Genomic DNA, 26640 nt, shown 5'->3' on the forward strand with positions numbered 1-26640 from the left:
AGACACCGATCCGGGTTGTGGTACAAAATAGTCTCGCTAAGAGAGCCGGGTTCATAGTTGTAATATATATTATATATTTTATACCCTGGTTAAATTATAGATCGTGATTTTTTCCCTCCCAACAATCAAATGGAAAGCCTTTTATAATAAAAAAGGATTAATTAGTTCCTCACAGTTGTGCATCACTTTGCCCTGTAGATCTGTTACCGCAACTAGCCAGAATTACCACCAGGTATGACGATAGTCAGCATTCATGCAAATTTTCTACCCCATCTTCAAATGTTGCTATTCTGGCAAATGAAATGAAATGAAAAACTAAATTTCGAGTTATGTTACAATTTGACTGGTTTATAGTGCTCCTGTATTTTATATTGGTATCACTATACGGGTATTGGATCTATAAGCGTAAGAAAAAGGCAGAGGCCAGCTCTGCTGACTTTTTCCTGGCTGAAGGATCATTGACATGGTGGGCGATCGGGGCTTCTCTCATTGCTTCCAATATTTCTGCTGAGCAGATGACAGGGATGAGTGGTTCTGGTTTCCAACTGGGCCTGGCTATTTCCTCCTATGAATGGATGGCGGCGCTGACCCTTATTATAGTGGCGGTATTCTTTATGCCGGTGTACCTGAAGAACAAGATCTTTACGATGCCGCAATTCCTGCACCAGCGGTATAATAGCAAAGTGGCTATTATCATGGCGGTGTTCTGGTTATTGCTTTATATAGTTGTAAACCTGTTATCAATTTTATACCTGGGTGCAGTTGCTATTTCCGGTATTACGGGATGGGACTTCACGCTTTGTGTTTTCCTGCTGGCTATATTTTCAGTGTTTATTGCGCTGGGGGGTATGAAGGTGGTAGGATATACTTCCGCTATACAGGTGTTTTTCCTGGTAGTGAGCGGCTTTATAGCCCTGTATATTTCGCTTAATATGATTGGTGGCGATGGTGGTATGGTTAAGGGCTTTACCATTTTACACGGGGAGGCACAGGACCATTTCCACATGATATTCGATAAGAAAAGTCCGTTTTTTGCCGACCTGCCGGGCATCAGTGTATTGCTGGGAGGTATGTGGATTGCGAACCTGAACTATTGGGGATGTAACCAGTATATTACACAACGTGCGCTGGGAGCTAGTTTGCCTGTGGCCAGGAAAGGCCTGCTGTTTGCTGCCTTCCTGAAAATGTTGATGCCTGTGATCATTGTTATTCCTGGTATAGCTATATATTACCTGTATCAGCATAATATGATTGACAATTCCCTGATCAATATTACCAAAGACGGACAGGTGATTGCGGACAGCAACAAAGCTTACCCAGCCTTGCTGAAACTGTTGCCTGGAGGGGTGAAAGGAGTTACAGTAGCTGCCTTCGCTGCTACGGTGATCGCTTCACTGGCTGCAAAGGTGAATAGTATCAGTACCATCTTTACGCTGGATATTTATAAGAAAGTATACAATCCTGAAGCCAGCGAACAAAAACTGGTGAACATCGGAAAGATAGCAATCATCGTATCTACCATCATTGGTATCCTGCTTACAATGAAACTGGGCGATATGCTGATGGGTGAAGGTAAACAGGGATTCCAGTACATCCAGGAATATACAGGCTTTGTGTCACCGGGTATCTTTGCCATGTTCCTGCTTGGATTTTTCTGGAAGAAAAGTACTTCCAATGCAGCGCTGTTTGCGACCATTGGTGGGTTTATTTTCTCCGTTATCCTCAAGTTCCTGCCTGGCATGATCAACCTTGAAGCATTATATACTATTGGGTTTGCAGTGCCTGATGTACATGGTGTGTACCAGATACCTTTCCTGGATAGAATGACGATGGTGTTTATCCTTTGCGTGATAGGTATGGTGGTTATCAGTCTTATCGAAAACAAAAGAGGTGTTCAGGCAAACGGCCTGGTGATCGATGCCAAGATGTTCAAAACATCTACAGGTTTTGCTGTGGGTTCACTGATCATCATTGGTCTGCTGGTAGCGTTATATATGGCTTTCTGGTAGTAGATTCTTTTGGCAAATGAAATTGATATCCCAAACCAGAATGGTTTGGGATATTTTTTTAGAAGGAAAATTACTGATAAACAAATAGATATAAATCTTCTTGGTATCTCCGGCTGTTAATATGTTATTGTTCCCTACTGAAATTATTATCTAATATCGTTTCAAATGAGCTAATAGAACTCGGTGTCCATATTGTGCTGACTGACAACATGAATGCCCTTGTAATCTTAATATGAAGCTCATTACATCGGAAGTCTCCTCTATTGGCACCGGGAATTATGCTGCATTCTGGGTGCTGGAGAGAATGTCCAATAATATATTACCAGGTGACCTTGCTTGCATATCCGGTTCCGGAGCTGATTATAAGTGTCAATAACCAGATAATATCAGGTTCATTGCAAAAATAGATCTAATTGTTTTTCATAGGGTGTAATGAATGAAGTGGGAATTTTAATACAGAGCTGCAATCTGCAAAGACCTATTATTCTTAGAAATTGTATATAATTCCTTAATTTTGTTTAACTTAATATACCCACATTTAATTATTCCCTTTATGCATCCCTTCTTCAGGATTTTGATCTTGTTTTGTTCCCTCTTTCATATTACGCAGACAAGGGCAGATACGTTTATTGTTACCTCTAATGCAAATTCAGGGGCAGGAACTTTACGTGAGGCTATTGGTAAGGCCAATGCAAACGGAACTGCTACCATAGATTATATTCTGTTTAATCTGCCGGGAACTACTATGGATAACCGGACAATTAGAATTGCGGAAGAATTACCTGCACTTAGTTCCAATATAGAGATAGATGGTACTACACAGCCGGGAACAGCTTTTGGTGTGAGTAGTGCAAAAGTGCGGTTATTAAAAGAGTCTTTTATAGAAACCGGTGGATTTTATAATATACTTACCATCAAAAGTGCAGATCACGTAAACATCTATGGACTAAACCTTGAATTCCAGGGGAATGCCAATGGTGCGTATTGTATATCTATTTTTAAAAGCACTAATATAGTTATAGGTGCTGCGGGAAAAGGAAATGTACTGAATGCGGCAGATGGGCTTATCAGTAGTGATGTACAGCAAGAATTTGCAAACAGCACAGGGATCCGTATAGCCTATAATTTTCTGGGGATATTACCAGATGGGGTAACGAGGGTTAGTTACCCTTACTCTACACCAGACATTATTCTATGGGGTGCTGGTGATGTTGAAATAGATCATAACGTCATGTGTACCGATGTGCGGATAGAAGAATATTATGTTGCACTGGTGCCTGCAGATAAGCGTAATTATAAAATACATGATAATATAGGAGGGGGTGATTATACCGCCAGTTCAGTTATTGGTTATGCCTCATTTAGTATGAATATTTATCCGCAGATAACAGCCACTGGTTATAATGACTATAATATTGAAGTGAAGAATAACCAAATACTTCAGGGTTCCTTTTTACTGGGTGGTGGTTATGGCCATATTCTGATGCAGGGAAACAAAGTAAATACAGACCGAACAGGTACTACAAGAATAGGTAACGGAGGAGGAATAGAATTATACAGAAATATAAAGGGCTTGGTTGGGGGAGATCTGGAAAGTGAAAAGAATTATATCTCCGGTGGTGGAATATCCTGTCCCTATGATGATCATATAACAATTAAGAAAAATAGTATTTTCTGTAATGACGGAAGGGGAATCAGTTCAAAAGAAACTGTTTTCATTACTTCTTATACAGGGACAATTGTATCCGGAACCAGTGAGCCCGATGCTGTAATAGAAGTATTTGAAGCAAATAAATGTTCTGCCGGTTCAGAGTGCCAGGGGAAGGTCTATTTGGGAAGTACTGTTGCTGATGCAAATGGGAAATGGTCATACATGGGTACTTTCCCGGGAGAGGTCGTGGCTACGGCTACAAATAAACAAGGGTCCACCTCAGAATTCACAAGGGCTGCCATAGATATTGGTCTGATGAATATTACACATGTGCTGTGTGGTAAACCCGGAAGTATTAAAGGAATTAAAGTAACCGGTGCCGCTTCCGTAAGATGGGAGGATGAGGCAGGAAATATAGTGGGAAATACTGCTGAACTAACCGATGTACTACCGGGTAAATATGTTCTGAGGGCGAGTATCAGTAACGACCTGCTATCTGAATGTTCTGCAGCATCGTTTCCTATTACAATTCTCGATATAGTGCCTAAAATTACTACAGAGCAAGTGAAAATTGTAATGCCCTGTAATGATAGTAATGGATCTATCTCCAATATGACAGACCACGTCAATGCATTTACGACTGTTTACAAATGGCTGAATGAAAAGGATGAGGTGGTAGGTAACTACGCAAGTCTGACAAATGTGCCTGCCGGAACTTACAGGCTATTCGCCTATTGTACCGATGATTGTTTTGCAGTGTCTGACCCCATCGTGCTGAATAATCAGCCGCCTCCAACTATTAATGTGAGCGCAATGGTTGTTATGGCAGCTACCTGTCAGAATAATAATGGTGCTATCACTGGAATCAGTGTAACAGGTAAAACACCTTATACGTTCAGGTGGTTAAATGATCTGTCGGATGTTGCGGGTAACCAGTTAAACCTGTTAAATATCGCTCCGGGCAATTACCAGCTTGAATTAACGGATAATTCAGGATGTAGGTCTGTTACGGCTGCCCCAGTGAATGTTGTGGGTACAGGCTCTATCAGTCTTGATGCGACAAATATAGTTATTACTCCTTCAGGCTGTAAAACAATGCTGGGGTCCGTAAAGGGTTTATTACTTAACGGTGCAGATAATTATACATGGCGTAATGAAGGAGGAGATGTGGTTGGCAACACTGTGGACCTCTGTAATGTAGTGGCGGGTACTTATCAGCTGACAGCTACTAATCATCTTTCGTGTAGCGTGCAATCCCTGTGGTATACTATAGAAACCGCACCACCTGTAAACTGGTCAGTAAATGAAGATGTACATTTCCCCTCTTGTAATGAGTCTGACGGGGAAATATTAATTAATAGCATACAGGGTGGTACAGTTAAAACGTTGAGGTGGACCAGCAATAATGTGGACATACCGGGAGATGGTAATAATATAATAAATATAGGCCCGGGACAATATGCATTATATATTACTGATCAAAATAATTGTGAGCAACTGGTGTATACAACAGATATTCCCCGGCGTACTGCCCCTTCGTTAACAAGTGTGCCTTCGATTACTGACGAAACCTGTGGCAAAGGGAATGGAAGTATAGCGGCTCCCGCTATTAATGGAGAATCACCTTTTGTTTATCGCTGGTCGGATTACGATGGACTTACATTAGGAACAGCTAATGTTCTGGCAGCGTTAAAGAAAGGGCAGTTCTTTTTAGAAGTAACTGATAAATATGGTTGTAAAGTGAATACAGGGGCTTATGAAGTAAACAATGTAACGGCCGATATTGATTCCCCGGCCGATATATCTCTTGTGATAGGTAAAGGTCAATCTCCGGAAATAAAATTCACTTATACTTCTCCTGCTATATTTTCACTTTATGCGGATGCAAACTTGATGATGAAATTATATGAGAATCAATCAGGGGCATTTATGTTGCCGCCACTATTCACAGATACAAAATATTACCTCACAGCCTCGGTAGACATATGTATCAGTAAATCCGCAATCGCATATGTTAAAGTAGTGGATAAAACCGATGTATATGTACCCTCCGCATTCTCACCAAATGGCGACGGTCAGAATGATCTGTTCCGTCCCAAATATGTAAATATTGCATCGATTGATTATTTTAAAGTATATAACCGCTGGGGAACTGAAACGTTTTCTTCCAACTCTCTAAGTGCAGCATGGGATGGCTCCGGGATGCCTGCAGGTACGTATGTTTATATCATTAGTGGTAAAGATCTTTTAGGTAAAGCGTTTGTTAAGCAGGGAAGTGTATTACTGATTAAATGATTTTTAAATTGTTAAAAAATATTTGCTTTTATTGCCAGACAATATCACATCAGTATTGGTGGTAAACATTTCCGATTGGACTTATTATTTTATCATTGCATGCTAAAATGTTTTGTCCTTATTGATTAAAAAAGAGGTAAGATCCATCATATTGATGTGCGCCAAATGAACTTATATCTTAATTATTAAGAAAGAGGATGCGACTGAGGGCGATAATGAACCAGTTGGAATATTACTATTAAAAAGAGACTGCGAACATACTGTAGCGTTCATTTAAGATAATTATAACGGATTACTGATATAGTAACTCAGCTAGAACAAAACCTGCGCATTTGAGTTATCTGGTAATAAGACATTAGAAATTGTATAAAAAATTAAAAGAAGGATGTGGTTCAAAACCGGCACTGTCTATTCAAATACCCACTAAGAATCGAACCTTGCTAACAATTGATAATGAAGATAATATGAGAAATCACCAGAAGAAAAAACGCTCCAAGTCTTAGAACTTGATCCGTAGTCAGGCTGCTGTGGAGAATTCCTTAAAATAGAAAAGCTCCAAGTCCTTGAACCTGAAGCTTTCTAATTTCTCTGTGATCCCGTTGGGACTCGAACCCAAGACCCATACATTAAAAGTGTATTGCTCTACCAACTGAGCTACGGAATCTTACCCGTTTTGTATTCGGGAGTGCAAAGATAGGAATTATTTAATATCTCCCAACTTTTTAGCAACTTTTTTTAAAACATACTCACAAATTTACCTGCTCCACGGAAACAAATTCGTGTATTATCCAATATCCCGCCTATTTTTGTGCCTGCAAAAAAACACGAATGCAACAACCTTTTGAAAACAAAGTAGCCGTTATCACCGGTGGCACTTCCGGTATAGGCAAAGCCATCGCCATTGATCTGCTCCGCTCCGGTGCCAAAGTAGCCGTATGCGGCCGTAAGGAGGATGCCCTGCAGGCACTGAGTGATGAGCTGAAAACGAATGCCCTTTTCACCTATGTGGCCGATGTCAGTAAAGAGGATGATTGTAAAGCTTTTATCGGACAAACTATTGCGCATTTTGGTAAAATAGATATCCTCATCAATAATGCAGGAATTTCTATGCGTGCACTTTTTAACGGTGTCAATTTGTCTGTATTAAAGCAATTAATGGATATCAATTTCTGGGGCACTGTATATTGTACCAATTATGCCCTACCTTCTATTCTTGAGAATAAGGGAACGGTTGTAGGTGTATCTTCTATTGCTGGTTACCGCGGCCTGCCCGGCAGAACTGGTTATTCTGCCAGCAAGTTTGCCATGCAGGGTTTCCTGGAATCTTTGCGTACTGAACTCCTGCATACAGGCGTAAACGTAATGTGGGTATGTCCTGGTTTTACAGCCTCAAATATCCGCAACACTGCTCTGAATGAAAAGGGAAATGTACAGGGTGAAACGCCACTTGATGAAGGTAAACTGATGACTGCCGAAGCAGTTGCACAGGCTATCAATAAATCGATTGCTAAACGTAAACGTACATTAGTGTTAACAGGGCAGGGCAAACTGACCGTACTACTGAGTAAACTGCTGCCCGGATTCCTCGATGGATTGGTGTACAACCATTTTAAGAAGGAACCCAATTCCCCTTTAAAATAATTGAGTCTCAGTCCGGAACTGACTTTAATACAGTTCCGGACTGCACACAAATTTCATATTCAAGGCCCCAAACCCTTACCAATTCAACTTCACAGAGTTATTCACATCTGAACAAGTATTTTCATAATGACAGTCTGCCGCATCTAAATATTATCTTACTTTGCATTAAAATCAACGCCAGACTTCAATGGCATCAAATTTGAAGATAAAGCAAATCTAATAATTACGAATGTCCATTATAACACTAACATCAGATATCGGCTTACAGGATTACCTCGTCGGCGCCATGAAAGGGCAGCTGTCGCAGGACTGTCCCGGTGCTCAGTTAGTGGACGTTACTCACCAGATCTCTCCGTTCAACCTGCCGCAGGCTACGTATATCTGTAAAGGTGCTTTCGCCCATTTTGCAGCAGGAACATTTCATATAGTACTCATTAATCTGTTCGATAGAAAAGCAGATCATGTGTTGCTCGCTCAGCACAATGGTCAGTATATCGCCTGCGCAGATAACGGGCTGATTACCATGATTGCAGAGGGACTACCTGGAGTAGTTGTCAAATTACCGCTGGAGAAAGATCAGCCGAAAGATACCTTTGGTATCCTGAAGCGTTTTGCGCAGGCTTTCAACGATCTGAAAAGCGGGAAGAAATTAACTGACCTGGGAGAAAAGGCAAACGAATACGTTATTAAAAATAATTTACAGCCCATGACCGGGCAGGATTATATTGATGGTCAGATCATCCATATCGACAACTTCGAAAATGTGGTGGTGAACATCACCCGTAAGCAGTTCGAAGAGCAACGCCAGCATAGAAACTTTTCTATCTTTTTCCGCAGGGATGAAGTGATTACTTCCCTCAGTGAAAGTTATTCCGATGTACCCGAAGGGCATAAACTAGCCATGTTCAATGCGGCAGGTTACCTGGAAATTGCTATTAACAAAGGAAATGCTGCCGGTTTGTTTGGTTTACAAGGGTTCCGGAGAGATCAGTTGACAAGTCAGCAGAATACCGGGTACCAGAAACTGTCATTTTACCAGACCGTCAGAGTAATATTTAATTAAGCTTTTGCAGGCCGCCCGGCCAGCAAAAGCTTAATTCATTAAAATGACCTTAAAATATTCCACCCCAAATTCCATAAATCCCTGGAAATCTTCATTTTTTTTCACTTATTAAAGAAAAAGTTAAAACTGTTATCTCTAATTATCATAATTTGCTGCTTTTTATATTTTTGTCGGACCTAAAACATCTCTATGAATTTTAAAAGGACCAACAACATTGTGGGTTGGGTTATTTGTATCATTGCCTGCACTGTCTACATTATGACTATGGAGGCTACCGGCAGCTTATGGGACTGCGGGGAGTTTATTAGCACTGCCGCAAAGGTGCAAATACCTCACCCACCAGGTGCGCCACTTTTTGTGCTGTTGGGTAGGCTCTTTATTATTTTCTTCGGCCAAAAACATGCCGCAATTGGTGTTAACACGATGTCTGCCCTCGCCAGCGGGTTCACTATCCTCTTCCTCTTTTGGACTATTACCCACTTCGCCCGCCGCCTTATGGTTAAACCCGGCGAATCGATTTCCGGCGAAAAAATGATCGCTATCATGGGCGCAGGTATCGTAGGTGCCCTCGCTTACACTTTTTCCGACTCATTCTGGTTCTCTGCTGTGGAAGGTGAAGTTTACGCTATGTCGTCTTTCTTCACTGCCATCGTATTCTGGGCTATCCTGAAATGGGAACACGAATCAGAAGAGGCTTATGCCGACCGCTGGATCGTGTTCATCGCTTTCATGATGGGTCTCTCTATCGGTGTCCATCTGCTGAACCTCCTCACCATCCCAGCTATTGTGATGGTATATTACTTTAAACGTTACAAAGTGACCCCAATGGGTACCTTCTGGGCGTTTATGATCGGTTGTGCAATCACCGGCCTGATTCAGAAATTCATTATCCAGGATACTATCAAGGCCTCCGGTTACATGGACGTGTTCTTCGTGAACACCCTGCACCTGCCTTTCTTTACTGGTTTTTCCTTCTACTTTATTGCAATTGTTGCAGCGCTGGTATATGCCCTCAGAAATCCGAAATTCGGTATCTATGGTCCATTGATCCTGATCTCTTCTGTAATCCTCATCCCTGCATTCATTGATTCTGATGGTGGTGGAATGGTATTCTTTAAGATCCTGATTGCTGCTGCTGTTATTGCCATTCCATGGCTGATCAGGCAGTTCGGTGCAAACCTGTTATCCGCTCCTGCAGTACATGCTGTGAAGCTCACGATCTACTGTACCCTGTTCCTCTTACTGGGTTACTCAACTTATATTACCACGATGGTGAGATCTACTGCCAACCCGGCCGTGGATATGTATAATGTAGATAACCCGATCTCCCTGGTAGGCTACCTGGGTCGTGAACAGTACGGTGATTTCCCGCTGATCTATGGCCAGGTATTTACCGCCCGTCCTACTGAATATAAAGAAACCAGTAACATCTATGCCCGTGGCCTGGATGAAAATGGTAAATCTAAATATGTAGTTGCCGGCAAAAAACAGGAACCTGTTTATGCGGCAGACGATAAGATGCTGTTCCCGCGTGTGTGGGATGCGTCTAACGATCAGGGTCATGCTGAATACTATCGTAACTTCCTGGGTTTACAACAGGGAGAAAAGCCAACTTTTGTCGACAATGTGAAATTCTTCCTGGGTTACCAGGTTAACTTCATGTATTTCCGTTACTTCATGTGGAACTTTGCTGGTAAACAGAATGATACACAAGGTTATGGTAACGTGAGAGATGGTAACTGGATCTCCGGTATCTCTTTCATCGACAATTTCTTCTATGGTGATCAGTCTATGATGCCAGATTCCCTGAAGAACAACAAGGCGCATAATACCCTGTTCTTCCTGCCACTTCTCTTAGGCATCTTCGGTCTGCTGTATCATTATAAATACCACCGCCGCGATACCCTGGTAGTAGGTCTGCTGTTCTTTTTCACCGGCTTCGCGATCGTATTGTACCTGAACCAGGCTGGTAACCAGCCACGTGAACGTGACTATGCTTATGTAGGTTCATTCTATGCATTTGCCGTATGGATCGGTTTGGGTGTGCTGTCAATTTATAAATTCCTGAAGGATAAGACAAAACTGGCTGTTGCTGCGCCACTGGCGACCATTATCTGTATCCTGGCCGTACCGGTGCTGATGGGTGCACAGGAATGGGATGACCATGACCGTTCTACCAAGACGATCGCTAAAGACGTAGCAGCTGACTACCTTGAGTCCTGCGCACCGAATGCCATCCTCTTTACCGTAGGTGATAACGATACTTACCCACTGTGGTTCGCACAGGAAGTAGAAGGCATCCGTACCGATGTACGTGTGATCAACCTGAGCTTACTCGGTGTTGACTGGTATATCGATCAGGCCCGCCAGGCAATAAACCAGAGTCCGGCGATCCCAATGAGCTGGTCTGCTGACAAATACCGTGGTGAAAGCCACAACTACGTGCAGTTCTACGATGGTGGTAACTTCCCGCAGGATAAGTTCTATAACCTGAAAGAAGTAATTGACTTCATGGGTTCCACTGATCCCCGCTTAATGGTTACTACCCAGGCGAATGACCAGATGAACTACCTGCCCGTGAAAAAGCTGTTCATCCCGGTTGATAAAGCTGCAGTAATGGCATCCAAAACTGTAAGTCCATCCGACAGCGCACGTATCCTGCCGCAGCTGCCATTCGTGGTAAACAAAAATTACCTGCTGAAGAATGACCTGGCTGCACTGGATATCATTGCTACCAATGCTACCCAGGGCTGGAAGCGTCCTATCTACTTCACCAGCCCAACCGACCTGGGTCTGAACGACTACCTCCGTATGGATGGTCTGACCTACCGCCTGGTTCCGCTGAAGAAGGAAGAAAGCGATGATCCGATGGGTGCTGAGAAAAATGTGAACGTGCCGGTGATGTACGATGTAATGATGAGTAAATTCACCTTCGGTGGTGCAAATATTCCAACTACTTACTTCGACGAACCTAACCGTAAACTGCTGCAATACCTGAGAAATGCATATACCCGTCTGGGTACTGCACTGGCACTGGATAACAAGAAAGAACAGGCATTGCTGGCGTTGAATAAAGCAGATAGCAACCTGTTGCAGAGTACTTTCCCTTACGCAATGACAACACCAAGTCAGATGCATAACTACAGCTCTATGCAGACTGTATATGCTTACTACCTGGCTGGCGATAAGAAGAAGGCTGAGGAAATTGCAAGCCTGATTAAAAAGGATTGTAAACAGCAGCTGGATTACTATCGTAGTCTGCCACAGAACAGGATCACCAGTGATCTGCAACGCGATGGTCAGATGGCGCAACAGTTCATTTCATTACTTGATAGAATGAAAGCGGACTTTAGCGATTCTACTCACCGTCCGCAGCTGGATGTTCCAGGTGGCAGTGTAATTAGTACAGATGATACTTCTGCCCAGTAATAATATTTGAATGCGTAAGCACAATCCCCGGTTCTTTGCTGAGCCGGGGATTTTTTGTTTCAGCGCAGCGTGTGGCGTAAGCAGGAGTTTTTTAAGTACCTTAGTGCCACATTAACAGCAATCAAAATCGCCCCCACAACATGCCCGCGCAAACTATTGACGAAGTGATCCTCCGCCTGGAGCAAATCATCTCAGACTCCATCACCACAGACAACAGAGCCGGCTATTTCGCCGCCTTATATCACAAAGTTACCTGCCGTGTCAAACAAGGAATTGCCTCCGGGGAATTTCAGGATGGCCCCAGAATGGAAAAGCTGGACGTGGTTTTTGCAAACCGTTATATCACCGCTTATGATGAATGGACCGCAAAGAATAAACCGGCCGTTTCCCTCTCCTGGCAAATAGCATTTACCCAGTTGCAAAAGCGATCCGTATTAGTGCTGCAGCACCTGTTGCTTGGTATGAATGCCCACATCAACCTTGACCTGGGCATTGCAGTCGTAGACATCGCCAGGGAATATAATATCCCCCTGCAACAGATCCACCAGGATTTTAATAGTATCAATACGATCCTTGCAGCGCTGAGTTACGAGGTCATTAATGAGCTGAACCGGATCTCTCCCTTATTATCCCTACTGGGAAAACATTCGGGGAATAACTCCTTATTAATACAGTTTGCGCTCAGCAATGCGCGGGATGGCGCCTGGTGTTTTGCTGAAGACCTGTTCAATAACGGGAATACTATCGCCTCAAGAGATCAGGATATTAATAAGCTGGGTGGGAGTATCGTTACTACAAAGGGTTTTATCAGGCTTACTGTATTTATCATTCATTTGTTTGAGTTGAAAAATCCATCCAGGATCACCACCATTTTAAGAGATTACCAGAAAACCTACATAAAAGTGCATTAACCTGGGTATGTGATCAGGTTGTACGCTGATTATCGCTGGGGCCTGAACAAGACACCTGCACCTACATTTACGGTAAGTGAACTCAAACTTGCGGTGGAAGTAGCGGGTAGTGGTGGGCGTTATGCAGTTGTGCATGCCGGTACGGAAGAGGGGATGCGCCGGGCAAATGCGTGTCGCATTTTACCTGTTATTTGTCTTTTTTACCCCCTTTGAACCGTTGCTAATGGTTGTATGTTTACCTTATGGAAACAACGACATTACCAAACGATATACTTGTCTATTGTGTCACAGCCAGTTCATTTCCTGAAGGTGTAAAGCAGGCCCATGAGACCTTGCATAGTTTAGCACCCTTTGACGAAAAAAGGAAGTATTTCGGTCTTTCCTGGCCGGCAGCAGATGGTCGTATCCTTTACAAAGCAGCCGCAGAAGAGCTGCATCCGGGCGAATTCTCCAAACACCACCTGGAAACCAAAGTGATCCCTAAAGGGGAATACCTCTTTATGGATGTTCATGATTATATGAAGGATATTCCCGCTATTGGCAATGCTTTTCAACACCTCATCCATGATCCGGGGATCGATCCCCAGGGCTTTTGCATTGAGTGGTATAAGCGAATGGATTTGTGTCGCTGTATGGTAAAAATGGCCTAGTACACCCTTTAGAATTTACATAAAATCGCTTATCATGAACAATTCCATCTACCCTTGTCTCACTATCAAGGGCAAAATTGCGGAGGCGGCTGACTTTTACTTAGATACCTTCGGAGACGGCTCCATTACCAGCTCCAACCCAATCGTCATCACACTCAAACTGAGTGGACAGCAATTTATGTTACTCAACGACGGGCCTGCATCTACCCCCAATCCATCTATTTCATTCATGGTATTGAGTGAAAATGAAGCAGACACTGAAGCTTATTATCATAAACTGATCCAGGGCGGCAGCGCCCTTATGCCCCTGGACAAATACCCCTGGAGCCCTAAATACGCCTGGGTACATGATCAATTCGGTATCTCCTGGCAACTCTATACAGGTGCTAAAAACGACGCCAGCCAGAAATTCTGCCCAACCCTGATGTTTACCGGCGATAAAGCCGGCAAGGCAGAAGAGGCGGTACATTTCTATACGGACCTGTTCGAGGATTCCACCCTGCAGGGGATCCTGAAATACAGTGAGGGAGAAGACAATACGAATTTTGTAAAGCATTCCCAGTTCAAAATCAAGCAATTCGTAACCATGGCCATGGATAGCTCTGCTGATCATGGATTTGGCTTTGTGGATGCTATCTCCCTGGTTGTAAACTGTAAGGACCAGGCTGAAATAGACAGGTACTGGGATGGACTGGTTGCCGACGGAGGCCATGAGGTAGCCTGCGGATGGCTGGTGGATAAATACGGGGTCAGCTGGCAGATCGTGCCTGACAAGCTGGGCCAGTGGATGTCTGATCCGGCTAAGTTTCAGCGGGTACTGAATGCGCTGATGAAAATGAAAAAGCTGATTTACACGGAGCTGGAGAATGCATAAGCGTGAATTGAGCCTTTAAAAGTTCCAATTTTACTAAGGTAAACTATAGCCATTCTATAGCCTGACGCTTATGCTAAAGGTGCACTAAAAGTGTACCTCTTCGCCACGATAAGGTCACTTCAATATCCCCGGGATATTGAAGTGACCTTATCGTGGCGTATTTATCTACTTTTAACACTATAGACAGCCAATAGACGTGCCCTGTTCTACCAGGATTCCCATACAATTGTTTGTTAATATTTACCAGTTTCTTGTTTGTTTTTCCGGGCTGTAATAGATTGTGCTCTGATGAGTATTAGAATTCTACACAAAACATTCGGATTAATTATTTTGCTGCTCGCACTTCACAAGCTCGCTATTGCTCAGGTAGTGCGGGTCAATGGCACCGTGTATGAACGTACGGAGCGGTACGGAATGGCTGGGGTGAGCGTAATGAATTCAGCCGGCGGCGGTACTGTCACGGATTCCATGGGGCATTATTCCATTCGCATTGCGACAAAAGATTCCCTGAGTTTTTCCTACCAGGGAAAGGCCACCATGAAATTTCCCGTGGCAGAAATTAACGTGAACCGCCCCTTCGACATTGGATTGCATGTAGATATCAAAGTATTGCCTACTGTAGAAGTACAACATAAAAGCTATAAAGAGGATTCCACCGATTTCAGGGAGGAGTATAAGAAAGTATTCAATTTCAACCAGGACTACATTGCTACCGGTATGGGTGGCGTAGGGGTGAACCTGGACGCCCTGTTTAGTATCCGTAAGGCAAAACGGATGGAACACTTCCGCCAGCAGCTGATAGCTGTTGAACAGGATAGATATATTACACATCGGTTTAATATGCCATTGGTAAGGGAGTTGACCGGCCTGCAATCACCTGCCCTGGACACGTTTATGGTCAGGTACCGGCCTACTTATGAGATGCTGTTAAGTTTTGAAAATGAATACGAATTCTATGAGTATATCAAAGGCTGGGGATCGTATTTCAGTTCGGAATGGAAAAAAGAACATCCCTAAGAAGGGCATCCTAAAAAATATACAAAAGGGAAAGACGCAAGGCCTTTCCTTTTTTTGTTTAAATTAGTAAATTTCATTGCATTCCAATAACAATAAATGAAACCAAGTGCAACTTCAATTGAAACAAAACGCAATTCCTGCAACTATAATCACCATTCAAACTGACGACGAACACTGTTTCCGCAGGCTCCACGGGTTAACTTTGTATCATTATCTAGAGAATAAATAAAATTCAAGGATATGATAAAAGATGTGACCGCTGTTCCTTTCAAATCAGGTGATTGGAATACTGCAATGAACGTATATGATTTCGTTGTAAAAAACATCAGACCTTACCAGGGTGATGCTTCATTCCTGTCCGGCATTTCTGCAAAAACTAACCGCCTGTGGGATGTCGTTAAAAAAGAGTTGCTCAAAGAAAGAGCAAACAATGGCGTTCTGGCCATTGACACAGAAACCATCTCCAATATGACCGCCTTTGCGCCGGGCTATATTAAGAAGGATGATGAAGTGATTGTTGGCCTGCAAACAGACCAGTTGCTGAAACGTGCTATGAAACCATTTGGTGGTATCAAGCTCGTTGAATCTGCTGTTAAGGAAAAAGGTCTGACCGTTTCTGACAGAGTTATTGACATTTTCAATTATGCTAAAAACCATAATGAGGGTGTATTCAATGCCTATGACAGTGAAATCAGAGCTTTCCGTTCTAAGCACGTGCTGACAGGTTTACCAGACAACTATGCCCGTGGCCGTATCATCGGTGACTTCCGTCGCCTGGCCCTGTATGGTGCTGACCAGCTGATCAAGTTCAAAAAGAACGATCTGAACAAAATTGGTGGCGAAATGACTGAACACAAAGTTCGTCTTCGTGAAGAGATCAATGCTCAGATCAGTGCACTGAAAGACATGATCACCATGGCCGCAGCGTATGGCTGTGATGTAGCCCGCCCTGCTGAAAATGCACGTGAGGCTGTTCAATGGGTGTATTTTGCTTACCTGGCAGCTGTTAAAGAACAGGATGGTGCTGCAATGTCTTTGGGTAATGTGTCCTCCTTCCTCGACATATTCATCGAAAGAGATCTGAAAGCTGGTTTGATCACTGAAGAAGAAGCTCAGGAAGTCATTGACCAGTTTGTAATGAAACTGAGATTAGTACGTCACCTGCGTCCAGGTAGCTACGACGAGATCTTTGGTGGTGACCCTACCTGGGTAACTGAAGCGCTTGGTGGTACCCTGCATGATGGCCGTACCAAAGTAACCAAAACTTCTTTCCGTTTCCTGCAAACCCTGTACAACCTGGGTTCTTCACCAGAACCAAACCTGACTGTACTGTGGGCTGATGGTTTGCCAGAAGGTTTCAAACGTTTCTGTGCACAGGTATCTATCGATACTTCTTCCATCCAGTACGAAAACGATGACCTGATGAGAGGTACCCGTGGTTCTGATGACTATGGTATCGCTTGTTGCGTATCCTACCAGGAAATTGGTAAATCTATCCAGCACTTTGGTGCAAGAGCAAACCTGCCTAAGGCATTGCTGATTGCCCTGAACGCCGGTAAAGAAGAAATCGACGGTCTGGAAGTGATCAAAAACATTCCTGTACTGCCTGAAGGTGCGCTGGAATACAACCAGGTAATGAGTGTGTTTAAACAAACACTGACTGAACTGGCGAGAGTGTATGCAAAAGCAATGTTTATCATTCACTACATGCATGATAAATACTATTATGAAAGAGCCCAGATGTCACTGGTAGATACCGATCCACGTATCGATATCGCTTACGGTGCTGCTGGTATCTCTATCATTGCTGACTCTCTCTCCGCTATCAAATATGCAAAGGTTACACCTATCAGAGATGATCGTGGCCTGACCGTAGATTACAAGATCGAAGGAGAATATCCTAAATACGGTAACGATGATGACAGAGTAGATAATATTGCAAAAGAAATCACTCACTTCTTCATCACAGAGCTGCGTAAACATAACACCTACAAGGGTTCTAAACCAACCCTGTCATTGCTGACCATTACTTCCAACGTAATGTACGGTAGTAACACAGGTGCTACTCCTGATGGACGTAAGAAAGGCGAAGCCTTTGCACCAGGCGCTAATCCAATGCACGGCAGAGACTGTAGCGGAGCTATTGCTTCCCTGAACTCTGTTTGTAAACTGGACTATAGAGATGCACAGGATGGTATTTCAAACACCTTCTCTATGATCCCTAAATCACTGGGTGATACAAGAGATGAACAGATTAACAATCTGGTGACTACCATGAATGGCTACTTTAACAAAATGGCGCATCACCTGAACGTAAATGTGCTGAACCGCGAAACACTGATGGACGCTTACGAGCACCCTGAGAATTATCCTCAGTTGACCATCCGCGTATCCGGCTATGCTGTAAACTTCGTGCGCTTATCCAGGGCGCATCAGCTTGAAGTGATAACACGTACTTTCCACGAGAGTATGTGATCAATTGGGACTAAGTAAGACAACAGCGGATCGTTTGTGCGGTCCGCTGTTATGTCTTTCGTCATCTATCGCACCTTCCTTTTTAAGAATATGTTGTACTTTCCACTGCAGGACATTGAGGCCGCCGCGCTAAACCTCGATGATCCGGAGCACCTTCGCATTCATTCCCTGGAAACATTTGGAACACATGACGGACCAGGCGTCAGAATGGTTGTTTTCGTTCAGGGATGCCAGTTTCGCTGTGTTTATTGCCAGAATCCTGATACGCTTGATGTAAAAGGCGGTATACTGATCGGCATTGATGAATTAGTAAAAAGAGCTGACAGACAGCGCAGTTATTTTGGAAAAGACGGTGGTGTCACCGTTTCCGGAGGCGAGCCACTGCTGCAACGCACTAAGATCACTACCTTTTTTAAAACATTACACACGATCGGTATCAATACCTGCCTGGATTCCAATGGACGATTGAACGATCCTGCCACACACGAATTACTCGAACATACCGACCTCTTATTATTAGATGTAAAACACATCAATGATGAATGGCACCATAAACTCACTGGTCTGACCAATAAGAATACCCTGGACCTTGCAGCTCACCGTGAATCTACCGGTAAACGCATGTGGTTAAGGTATGTACTGGTGCCCGGCTGGACTGACCAGGTGGAATTCCTGGAAGAATGGGCCAAGCATTTTACACGATATAAAACAGTGGACAGGGTAGAAATCATTCCTTTCCATCAGTTAGGCAGCCACAAATGGGATCTGCTGAAAATGGATTATCCATTAAAAGGTTTGGAAGCACCGACCCTCGAAGGTAAAAAGACTGCCTTACATATATTTAATAAGTACTTTAACAATGTAGTGCTGAAATAAGCAGCAATATTTTTTACTTATGGTACATCTTCCTGCCTGCAGGAGGATGTTTTGTTGTACCCAAAACTTTCCGTCGTCATATAAAAGCCTGTCTTCATCAAAGGGGCGTCATCATCTGTAATTTTAAAAATTAAATCCGTCCTCAGCAAACCATTTTCCGTCCATTTTATTCCACGGCAACCAAATTTATTCTCACTTTTACAGGGCTTAATTATTATATCTGTATATGCGAACATTCCTGTATCTGGCCGGGCTACTCCTATTGGCAGCCGGCCTTAAGGCTGCAGACCCCGTGGATGATTCAACTGTCATGCATGCAAAACAATACCTTAAATATGTAGACTCTGTCAGGCTGGCGACAAAGTACCAAACAGGCATTATACACCTGGCTGATGGAAAGATAGAGATGAATGTACCGGCAGGATTCAGGTTCCTGGATGCAGCGCAGAGTAAATTTATGCTCACTGATATATGGGGTAATCCGCCCTCTGTAGCGGAAGATATCCTGGGAATGATTTTCCCGGCGAACAGTGATGCTTTTGATTCATCAGGTTATGCTTTCATTGTACGCTTTGATTCTATCGGTTTTGTAAAAGACCATGATGCAGCAAAGATCAATTACGATGATCTGCTGAAATCAATTCAGAAAGATGAGGACGAAACAAATCCTGAAAGGATAAAGAATGGTTACGAACCTATTCATATGGTGGGTTGGGCTGCTACACCATTCTATGATAAGGAGCATAAAGTATTGCACTGGGCCAAAGAACTGAAATTTGGTGAATCAACGCCTCATACCCTGAACTACGAAGTGCGGGTGCTGGGAAGACAGGGTGTACTGAACATGAATGCAGTATGTACCATGAATGAATTGCCCATGGTGAAAGCTGATATTGATAAAATATTACAGATTGGAAAATTCACCAAAGGAAATACCTACGCTGATTTCGATCCAAAGATCGATAAGATCGCTGCCTGGACAATTGGTGGTTTGGTAGCTGGAAAGGTGCTGGCAAAAGTGGGCTTCTTTGCAATCATTGCTAAATATGCAGCGGTGTTCTGGAAGTTTATCCTTTTAGGTCTGGCCGCTGTGGGTGGGTTTTTCAGGAATATGTTTAAAAGGAAGAAAGCGCCTGTATATACACCTGTAGAACCTGTCGAAGAAACGAAAGAAGAAGAATAAATTAAGGTCCCAATCACAACACAAATACCCAAAAGGGCCTGGCCAACTGGTCAGGTCTTTTTATTTAACTTAGAGTATTAGTACACATCCTATAAAAAATAAGGCAATCCCCCCAAATAAAAAAAACGAAAACCCTAAAAATTTACGTAATCTGCTGCATTGATTCGATGTATGAGTAATAATCCCCTGCAACCCCGATCCAGTGTTGAACCTATTTTGCAGGAAGCACCACTTTATTTAACGACCAAAATTATCAAGAACAATTTGTAGTCTGTAACCAGTCAATTTCAACTCACATCTAAATCCTTCAAGCTATGGTTTTGCAAAAAATTAGCTTGCTGCTACTGTTTTGCCTATTCAGTACTTACGCATTATTCGCGCAGCAAAATGTGACCGGACAAATCCGAGATGCCAGAAACGGTCAGCCCATACCAGGTGTCACCATCCGGGTGCCCAATACCAGCAGGGGTACCTTGTCCGAAGCAAGCGGTAAATATTCCATCGCCGTTCCCGCCGGCGCCACCACGTTAGTGATCAGCTATACAGGGTACAGAACCCAGACTATCCGCTTAACTGCTAACCAGGCTGTTTACAATCTTACGCTGGAAGAAGATCTTGCACACCTCGATGAAGTCGTAGTAACCGGTGCCGCTACCAGCATCAAAAGGAGTAACCTGGCCAACGCCGTTGCCACTATCTCCGCTAATCAACTCAGTGGTGTAGCCCCGGCCCAGACCTTCGATGCTGCCCTCAGCGGTAAGGTACCAGGGGCCCTGGTCTCTGCCAATTCCGGTGCACCCGGAGGAGGCTTTACTGTCAAACTCAGGGGTATCACTTCTGTATTTGGCAACTCACAGCCCTTGTATGTAGTAGACGGGATCTTCTTTAATAACAGCAGTATTCCCGCCGGACTCAATGATGTAACCGGTGCTGCTACTGCCGGTAACCCCAATAATCAGGACAACCCCTCCAGCCGTATCGCAGACCTCAATCCCACGGATATTGAAAATATTGAAATCCTGAAAGGGGCTTCGGCTGCCGCTATGTATGGCGCCAAAGCTGCCGCCGGTGTGGTGATCATTACCACGAAAAAAGGGAGGACCGGTAAAACAAAAGTGAGCCTGAACCAGGAACTGGGTTTTGTGAAGGTTCGGCACCTGATGGGTGTAAGGCCATTTACAGCCGAAACGGCGGCCGATCTTGCCGGAAGCGCAGACAATACCGATCCGGCTGTAATCGCCAAAAGAGAGGCTTATAAAACCCAATTCAACACTGCTCAGAATGCAGGAAAGATCTTCGACTACGAAAAGGAGATGTTTGGTCAGACAGGGCAGGTACTCAATACTAACCTGGCTGTGAGTGGAGGTGGAGACAAGACAACTTTCTACCTCTCAGGCAACCGCCGCCAGGAAGAAGGGATCGTTAAAGGCACCGGTTATTTCAACAATTCCGTTCGCTTTAATATTGACCATAAACTCAGTGACCGGGTTTCATTTGGTGTCACTACAAACTATATTTATTCTTCTGCCGACAGGGGCTTAACCAACAATGATAACAATGGCGTGAGCTATGGTGTGGCACTTTCTTCCACACCCAATTTCGTAGACCTGCATCCAAATGCACTCGGCGAATATCCCCGCAATCCTTTTGCAGCGTCTAATCCTCTGGAGACCCGCGACAAGATGACGAACAATGAAACGACAAACCGTTTTGTAGGCGGTGGTAACCTGGAAGTACACCTGCAACAAAACGAGCGTTCACATACCCGCTTTATCGGTCGTGGTGGGGTAGATTTCTTTAACTATAAAACCATGGCCCTGTTCCCACGTGACCTGCAGTTTGAAGAAGGGAGCAACAAGGGGCATTCCATCCAGGGGAATACCAATAACATGAATACGAACCTGGGAGGTTTCCTTGCCAATACCTTTACGCCTTCGCCAGCGGTGAGCCTGACGAGTACTGTGGGTGCTACCCTGGAAACCGGTTACTTTGATAATATCGTTACCGTGGCGACTAACATCGTAGCGGGACAGAGTAACGTGGATGCCAGTGCGAATACCACTACCCGCCAGTTCCGTTCCAAATTCAGGGATAATGGTATTTTCATCCAGGAAGATCTTTCCCTTATTGATGCGCTGACACTGAGTGGTGGTGTACGTTTTGACCGATCTACAAACAATGGTGATTATAAGAAATACTATGTATATCCCAAGGGCGCTTTCTCCTTCAATTTCACTAAACTGAAAGGCTGGTCGATGGAGAATGTAGACAACCTCAAGATCAGGGCGGCCTATGGCCAGTCAGGCAACGTACCACCTTACAGCAGTAAATTCACCGGCATGCTGGGTAGCAATATCGGTGGCCTGCCAGGTATCCTGGTCGATAACCTGCAGGGCAACCCGGATATCAAACCTGAAACGCAGGAAGAATTCGAAACAGGTCTGGACATCAGTGTGCTGAATGGACGTATTAGTCTCGAAGTCACCTATTATAATAAAAGGATCCAGGATGTGCTGCTACGCCACTCTCTGCCGGCATCGTCCGGTTATAGCGCAGAATGGAAGAACAGTGGTGACCTGAAAAACCAGGGCGTGGAAATAGGGCTGAACCTGGTGCCGGTAAATAAAACCAATATCAAATGGACTTCTTCTATCAACTGGTGGTTCAACCGCAGCAAGGTAACCAGGCTGGTGATTCCTCCTTATGCTATCGGTGCTTTTGGTAACTCACTCGGTACTTTCTATCTCGAAGAAGGGCAGCCTGCTACCCAGATCAAGGGTACCGTGGGCAGTGATCTGCGGCTGATCGGTAATTCGGAGCCTAAGTTCCAGATGAGCTTCTTCAACGAAGTGACTTTGTATAAGAACTGGTCACTGCGTTTCCTTGTGCATTGGAAGAAAGGCGGTGATAATATTAACCTCACGCAATTGTTGACAGATGCGGGGGCTACCTCTTTTGATTATGATGATCTCATTAACGGACAGAAAGCAGGTGTATACCGCTTAGGTGCCGGCGATGCCAGCATTTATGTGCAGGATGCCAGTTATGTGCGTGTCAGGGAAATCGGTTTGTACTACAATATTCCTTTGAGAAATACCAAAACTGTTTCCGGTATACGCCTGGGTGTATCAGCGAATAACTTCTTTACATGGACGAATTATGTAGGCTATGATCCGGAAGTCTCCAATTTTGGCAGCAATACGATCAGCACTTCTTCTAGTCGCGGTAGCAATGGTTTATCTACCGGCGTGGATGTAATGCCTTTCCCTGCATCGAAGAGAGCCAGCTTCCATGTTGGTGTAGATTTCTGACCCTTAAAAAACATTGACACATGAAACACATTATAATAGCCCTTTGTGCGCTGGTATTGCTAAATGCTTGTCAGAAGGGAGAAATCAACAGTCTGAATACACCGGTTGTAGGTGGTGTAACGGGTAACCCAACACGTAGTGATCTGTTCAACCTGGTTACAGGTGCGGAATCGGGTATGCGGATCAGTCTTAGCACTTACCTGGATGCAGAAGGTATAATAGGCCGTGAAATTTATCGTTTTTCAAGTTCGGAACCCCGCTTTACAACAGATCTCTTAGGTGGTGGTACCAAGGTACTGGACAATAATACTTTTTACCTCACCAATCCCTGGGCATCCCGTTACCAGGTAGTACGGCAATGTTTTATCCTGCTGGAAGCGCTGAGCCATACCAGCAATACCGTGGCCAGCGACGCGCAGAAGAAGGGATTCTCGGGCTATGCGAAGACCCTGATCGGTTACCAGTTATTGCTGAATATTAACCTGACGGATTCCAGTGGTGCCCGCATTCCGGTAGCAAATGGTGTGGCACAGGGGCCGGTGATCACCGATCCGGGTATTGTATTGGATTCTGTACTTAAATTCCTGGATGAAGGTAAGGCGGACCTTACCGGTGCAGATGTTATCTTCTCTTTGTCAGATGGGTTTGCAGGATTTAAAGATGCCGCGGGATTGCTGAAATTCAACAGGGCACTGGCTGCAAGGGTACATCTATATAGAAAGCAATGGGCGGACGCGCTGACTGCACTGAATGAATCCTTCTTTGACCTGAATGGTGATCTGAACACGGGAGTATGGCATTATTTCTCTACCAGCGGGGGAGACATGGTGAACCTCTCTTATATCGCGCCAAACAATAACGGGGAGGTGAGGATTGCGCATCCTACTTTTGCCACTGATATTCTTCCGGGTGATGATCGTATCAACAAAACGCAGGTACGTAATTCATCTGCCAGTCAGGGTGGCCTTACGGGCAACAGGGATGTGATTATCTGGACATCGCTGAATGCACCGGTGAGCATTATCCGCAATGAAGAACTGGTATTGATCTATGCAGAAGCGAATATCCAAAACGGCAATTTCCCCAATGCATTGACCGCATTGAACCGTATTCGTACCGCGCATAACCTGCCTGCCTATGCAGGGGCAGTTACCACTGCCGCATTGACCAGTGAATTAATATACAACAGGCGTTATTCGCTCTTTATGGAAGGACATCGCTGGATAGATATGCGTCGTTTTGGATTATTAAAAACACTGCCGGTTGACAGGCCGGATGATGATGTGTGGAGTCATTTCCCATTACCACAAAGCGAAAGCAACCAGTAATATTTATTCAGGAGGCTGACTAAAAAGGGTACCCCCTTTTGAGGTAAGTGATGCAGAAGAAATAGCTTTTACGCAATTTTCAGCATCTTCATTTTACTTTTTAGTCAGCCTCCGTATTTATAATATCTCCACCGGAATAAAAAGATAGCCGCTAAGGTTAGTGCAATATATAAAGCCGGTAATCCGATCGTCATTAAGAATAGGTACTGCACACAAAGTACAATGGATAATAACTTATAGAACTGTGACCTGGTAAAATGCCTGTAGAAGGTAAGACTTGTCATGAGTAACATACTGCTGTATCCACATAAACAAAAAGTAAGTGCATCGTTAAGCGGCATATGCTTCGGCACAAACAACAGGAGTATGATTATCTCCGGTATGATCAGTATCAAATCCAGTAAAGCATATTCGAGCAATCGCCTTTTCAGGCTCACCGGTAAGGTCCTGTAAAAACTCAGGTACAGGTCTTCGAATTCCCTGCAGCGACATACGAGGATACCATTTCCTAAGATGCCCAGACTAACGACCATAAATATGGTCTGCCCATCATAATAACGCATGGGATTATTGACGGCAATGAGGAATAATAACCCACAGGTGAAGATCTTTAACCCTGTCCAGGTGACCAGTTGTTTGGTGGCAACATATCTTAATAGCGTGCCGGTATAGGAAGTAAACCTGATCGATCTGATCACGGGTGTTTTCCCTTCGGCAAGATATTGTAAGCGATGTTCCAGCCAGGTGGCAGACAGTAAGCAGAGTAATAATAAATAACCAATGATCAGGGCAACGCCACCTATATATCCATACTGCAGGCCAGTAATGATCATGAATATCACATAGGCCCAAACAGGTATCATCAATAAAAACGTAGCGACGAAGAGGAGCATAATTTTCCTTTTCCTGCTGAGATAATTGAAAACATGCAGGAACATATTTTCAGGTTTATACATCTCCGTGACCACAAAGGCGGTGAATTTACGGGTATACAGCAGCCAGAGGAAAAACACCGTGGCCATCATACCTGCATGCCTGAATGTACCCAGCACGAGAAATAAGTGGTACTCATACACGCCTGCGCCAGACTGGGAATTCACGATAAACACCGTCATGGTGTAAATGAAAATTATCAACCCGCCATTTTCTCTGAAGAATGGTGAAACAAGGGAACGGAGTAGATATTTTGTCATTTATTGTACGATGCTTTGGTTAATAACAGTCAATACTTTTTGTGCATGTAGCAAATTAGTATCGAGTTCCTGGTGTGAGCTCATGAGGAAGGAAGTGCCTTTTTTCTGCCATGTTTCCAGTATCAGGTCAGAAATCAGTGTAAATGAATTCGCGTCCAGTGTGGTCAGTGGTTCATCCAGGATGATGAGCGAGGGTTCACCCATGAAAGCCAGTAGTAAGGACAATCTTTTTGTCATCCCTGCGGAATAGGCGGCCGCCTGCCCTTTGATGAAGTTGCCGACGTTAAAGCGTTCTATTAATTGATAGGTTTCTTTTTGTGGTACTTTCCGGATTCGCTGGTATAATGTAACCAGGTCTATACCGGTCATAAACGGAGGGTAGAGTGGTTCTGCTGCAGCCCAGCCTATATGTTGCCTATAGGCGAGTGGTGAGTTCCTGAGACTGCTGCCCCTGAGTGAAATATCTCCTTCAAACGGTACCATGCCGGCGATGATTTTTAAGAACGTGGATTTGCCGGAACCGTTGGCACCTTGTATCCAGTAAATGGCCGGGTCCAGCAGGAGAGAGGGAATATCAAGCACGACCTGCCCCTGGTAGGATTTGCGAAGTTGGGTGAGTTGAAGCATAGGGATCAATATAATTATATTATTAATGTGGGATGAGGAGGGGCGTGTTTTTTAACATTATTTTGGGGTGTAGGGCGGAGTGTATTTTTCGTATATCCGGCCAGTTG

At 44.1% G+C, this 26640-nt stretch carries 18 protein-coding genes and 1 tRNA gene; 16 read left to right on the forward strand and 3 right to left on the reverse strand.

All coding sequences use genetic code 11. From position 1 onward, the window contains the following. Positions 1-329 precede the first annotated feature (329 nt). The 3 genes from U0033_RS02045 to U0033_RS33205 all read left to right on the forward strand — a co-directional run bounded on the left by U0033_RS02045 (position 330) and on the right by U0033_RS33205 (position 6084). Positions 330-2009 carry a sodium:solute symporter family transporter gene (locus tag U0033_RS02045; RefSeq protein ID WP_072358240.1) on the forward strand — a complete coding sequence of 560 codons (1680 nt, stop codon included), beginning with the start codon at positions 330-332 and terminating at the stop codon, positions 2007-2009. A 553-nt stretch (positions 2010-2562) separates the two neighbouring features. Continuing rightward, positions 2563-5955 (forward strand): T9SS type B sorting domain-containing protein, encoded by a 3393-nt coding sequence (locus U0033_RS02050; protein WP_072358238.1) that lies wholly within the window; start codon positions 2563-2565, stop codon positions 5953-5955. 54 nt (positions 5956-6009) lie between these two features. Continuing rightward, positions 6010-6084 (forward strand): hypothetical protein, encoded by a 75-nt coding sequence (locus U0033_RS33205; protein WP_407654251.1) that lies wholly within the window; start codon positions 6010-6012, stop codon positions 6082-6084. Positions 6085-6546: 462 nt separating this feature from the next. Here U0033_RS33205 and U0033_RS02055 read toward each other — a convergent pair. Further along, positions 6547-6619, reverse strand: a tRNA-Lys gene (locus tag U0033_RS02055). Between the two features lie 164 nt (positions 6620-6783). On the opposite strand from U0033_RS02055, the gene U0033_RS02060 reads away from it, so the two are divergent. The 13 genes from U0033_RS02060 (at position 6784) to U0033_RS02120 (ending at position 24713) form a co-directional block, all read left to right on the forward strand. After that, positions 6784-7596 (forward strand): SDR family oxidoreductase, encoded by an 813-nt coding sequence (locus U0033_RS02060; protein WP_072358236.1) that lies wholly within the window; start codon positions 6784-6786, stop codon positions 7594-7596. A 229-nt stretch (positions 7597-7825) separates the two neighbouring features. Further along, a complete protein-coding gene (locus U0033_RS02065) occupies positions 7826-8659 on the forward strand; it encodes an SAM hydrolase/SAM-dependent halogenase family protein (protein WP_072358234.1) in 834 nt (277 codons plus the stop codon). Between the two features lie 189 nt (positions 8660-8848). Continuing rightward, a complete protein-coding gene (locus U0033_RS02070; RefSeq protein ID WP_072358232.1) occupies positions 8849-12088 on the forward strand; it encodes a glycosyltransferase family 117 protein in 3240 nt (1079 codons plus the stop codon). 140 nt (positions 12089-12228) lie between these two features. Further along, positions 12229-12999, forward strand: a complete 771-nt coding sequence (locus U0033_RS02075) for a DUF5995 family protein (RefSeq protein WP_072358230.1) — start codon at positions 12229-12231, stop codon at positions 12997-12999. A gap of 9 nt (positions 13000-13008) precedes the next feature. Next, entirely contained in the window at positions 13009-13212 is a 204-nt protein-coding gene (locus U0033_RS02080) for a hypothetical protein (RefSeq protein WP_072358229.1), read from the forward strand. Between the two features lie 29 nt (positions 13213-13241). Beyond that, a complete protein-coding gene (locus U0033_RS02085; RefSeq protein WP_072358227.1) occupies positions 13242-13649 on the forward strand; it encodes a hypothetical protein in 408 nt (135 codons plus the stop codon). A gap of 34 nt (positions 13650-13683) precedes the next feature. Continuing rightward, the gene (locus tag U0033_RS02090; protein ID WP_072358225.1) at positions 13684-14523 is read left to right on the forward strand and encodes a VOC family protein; all 840 of its coding nucleotides are present in this window, start codon (positions 13684-13686) and stop codon (positions 14521-14523) included. A 288-nt stretch (positions 14524-14811) separates the two neighbouring features. Next, on the forward strand, positions 14812-15540 hold the full coding sequence (locus U0033_RS02095; RefSeq protein WP_072358224.1) for a peptidase associated/transthyretin-like domain-containing protein: 729 nt from the start codon (positions 14812-14814) through the stop codon (positions 15538-15540). Positions 15541-15780: 240 nt separating this feature from the next. Further along, the gene (gene pflB, locus U0033_RS02100; protein ID WP_072358222.1) at positions 15781-18015 is read left to right on the forward strand and encodes a formate C-acetyltransferase; all 2235 of its coding nucleotides are present in this window, start codon (positions 15781-15783) and stop codon (positions 18013-18015) included. A gap of 90 nt (positions 18016-18105) precedes the next feature. Next, positions 18106-18891: a pyruvate formate-lyase-activating protein gene (pflA, locus tag U0033_RS02105; protein ID WP_083571395.1), complete on the forward strand. Its 786-nt coding sequence runs from the start codon at positions 18106-18108 to the stop codon at positions 18889-18891. A gap of 226 nt (positions 18892-19117) precedes the next feature. Next, the gene (locus U0033_RS02110; protein ID WP_072358220.1) at positions 19118-20074 is read left to right on the forward strand and encodes a DUF2167 domain-containing protein; all 957 of its coding nucleotides are present in this window, start codon (positions 19118-19120) and stop codon (positions 20072-20074) included. 389 nt (positions 20075-20463) lie between these two features. Then, complete coding sequence (locus U0033_RS02115) at positions 20464-23385, forward strand: SusC/RagA family TonB-linked outer membrane protein (RefSeq protein WP_322518531.1); 2922 nt, start codon at positions 20464-20466, stop codon at positions 23383-23385. 20 nt (positions 23386-23405) lie between these two features. After that, positions 23406-24713, forward strand: a complete 1308-nt coding sequence (locus U0033_RS02120; RefSeq protein WP_072358215.1) for a RagB/SusD family nutrient uptake outer membrane protein — start codon at positions 23406-23408, stop codon at positions 24711-24713. A gap of 104 nt (positions 24714-24817) precedes the next feature. Here the strand turns inward: U0033_RS02120 and U0033_RS02125 are convergent, their stop codons facing one another. Further along, complete coding sequence (locus U0033_RS02125) at positions 24818-25906, reverse strand: hypothetical protein (protein WP_143150644.1); 1089 nt, start codon at positions 25904-25906, stop codon at positions 24818-24820. After that, positions 25907-26533: an ABC transporter ATP-binding protein gene (locus tag U0033_RS02130; RefSeq protein WP_072358212.1), complete on the reverse strand. Its 627-nt coding sequence runs from the start codon at positions 26531-26533 to the stop codon at positions 25907-25909. Positions 26534-26640 lie beyond the last annotated feature (107 nt).

The organism is Chitinophaga sancti (assembly GCF_034424315.1).
Taxonomy (GTDB): Bacteria; Bacteroidota; Bacteroidia; order Chitinophagales; family Chitinophagaceae; genus Chitinophaga; species Chitinophaga sancti.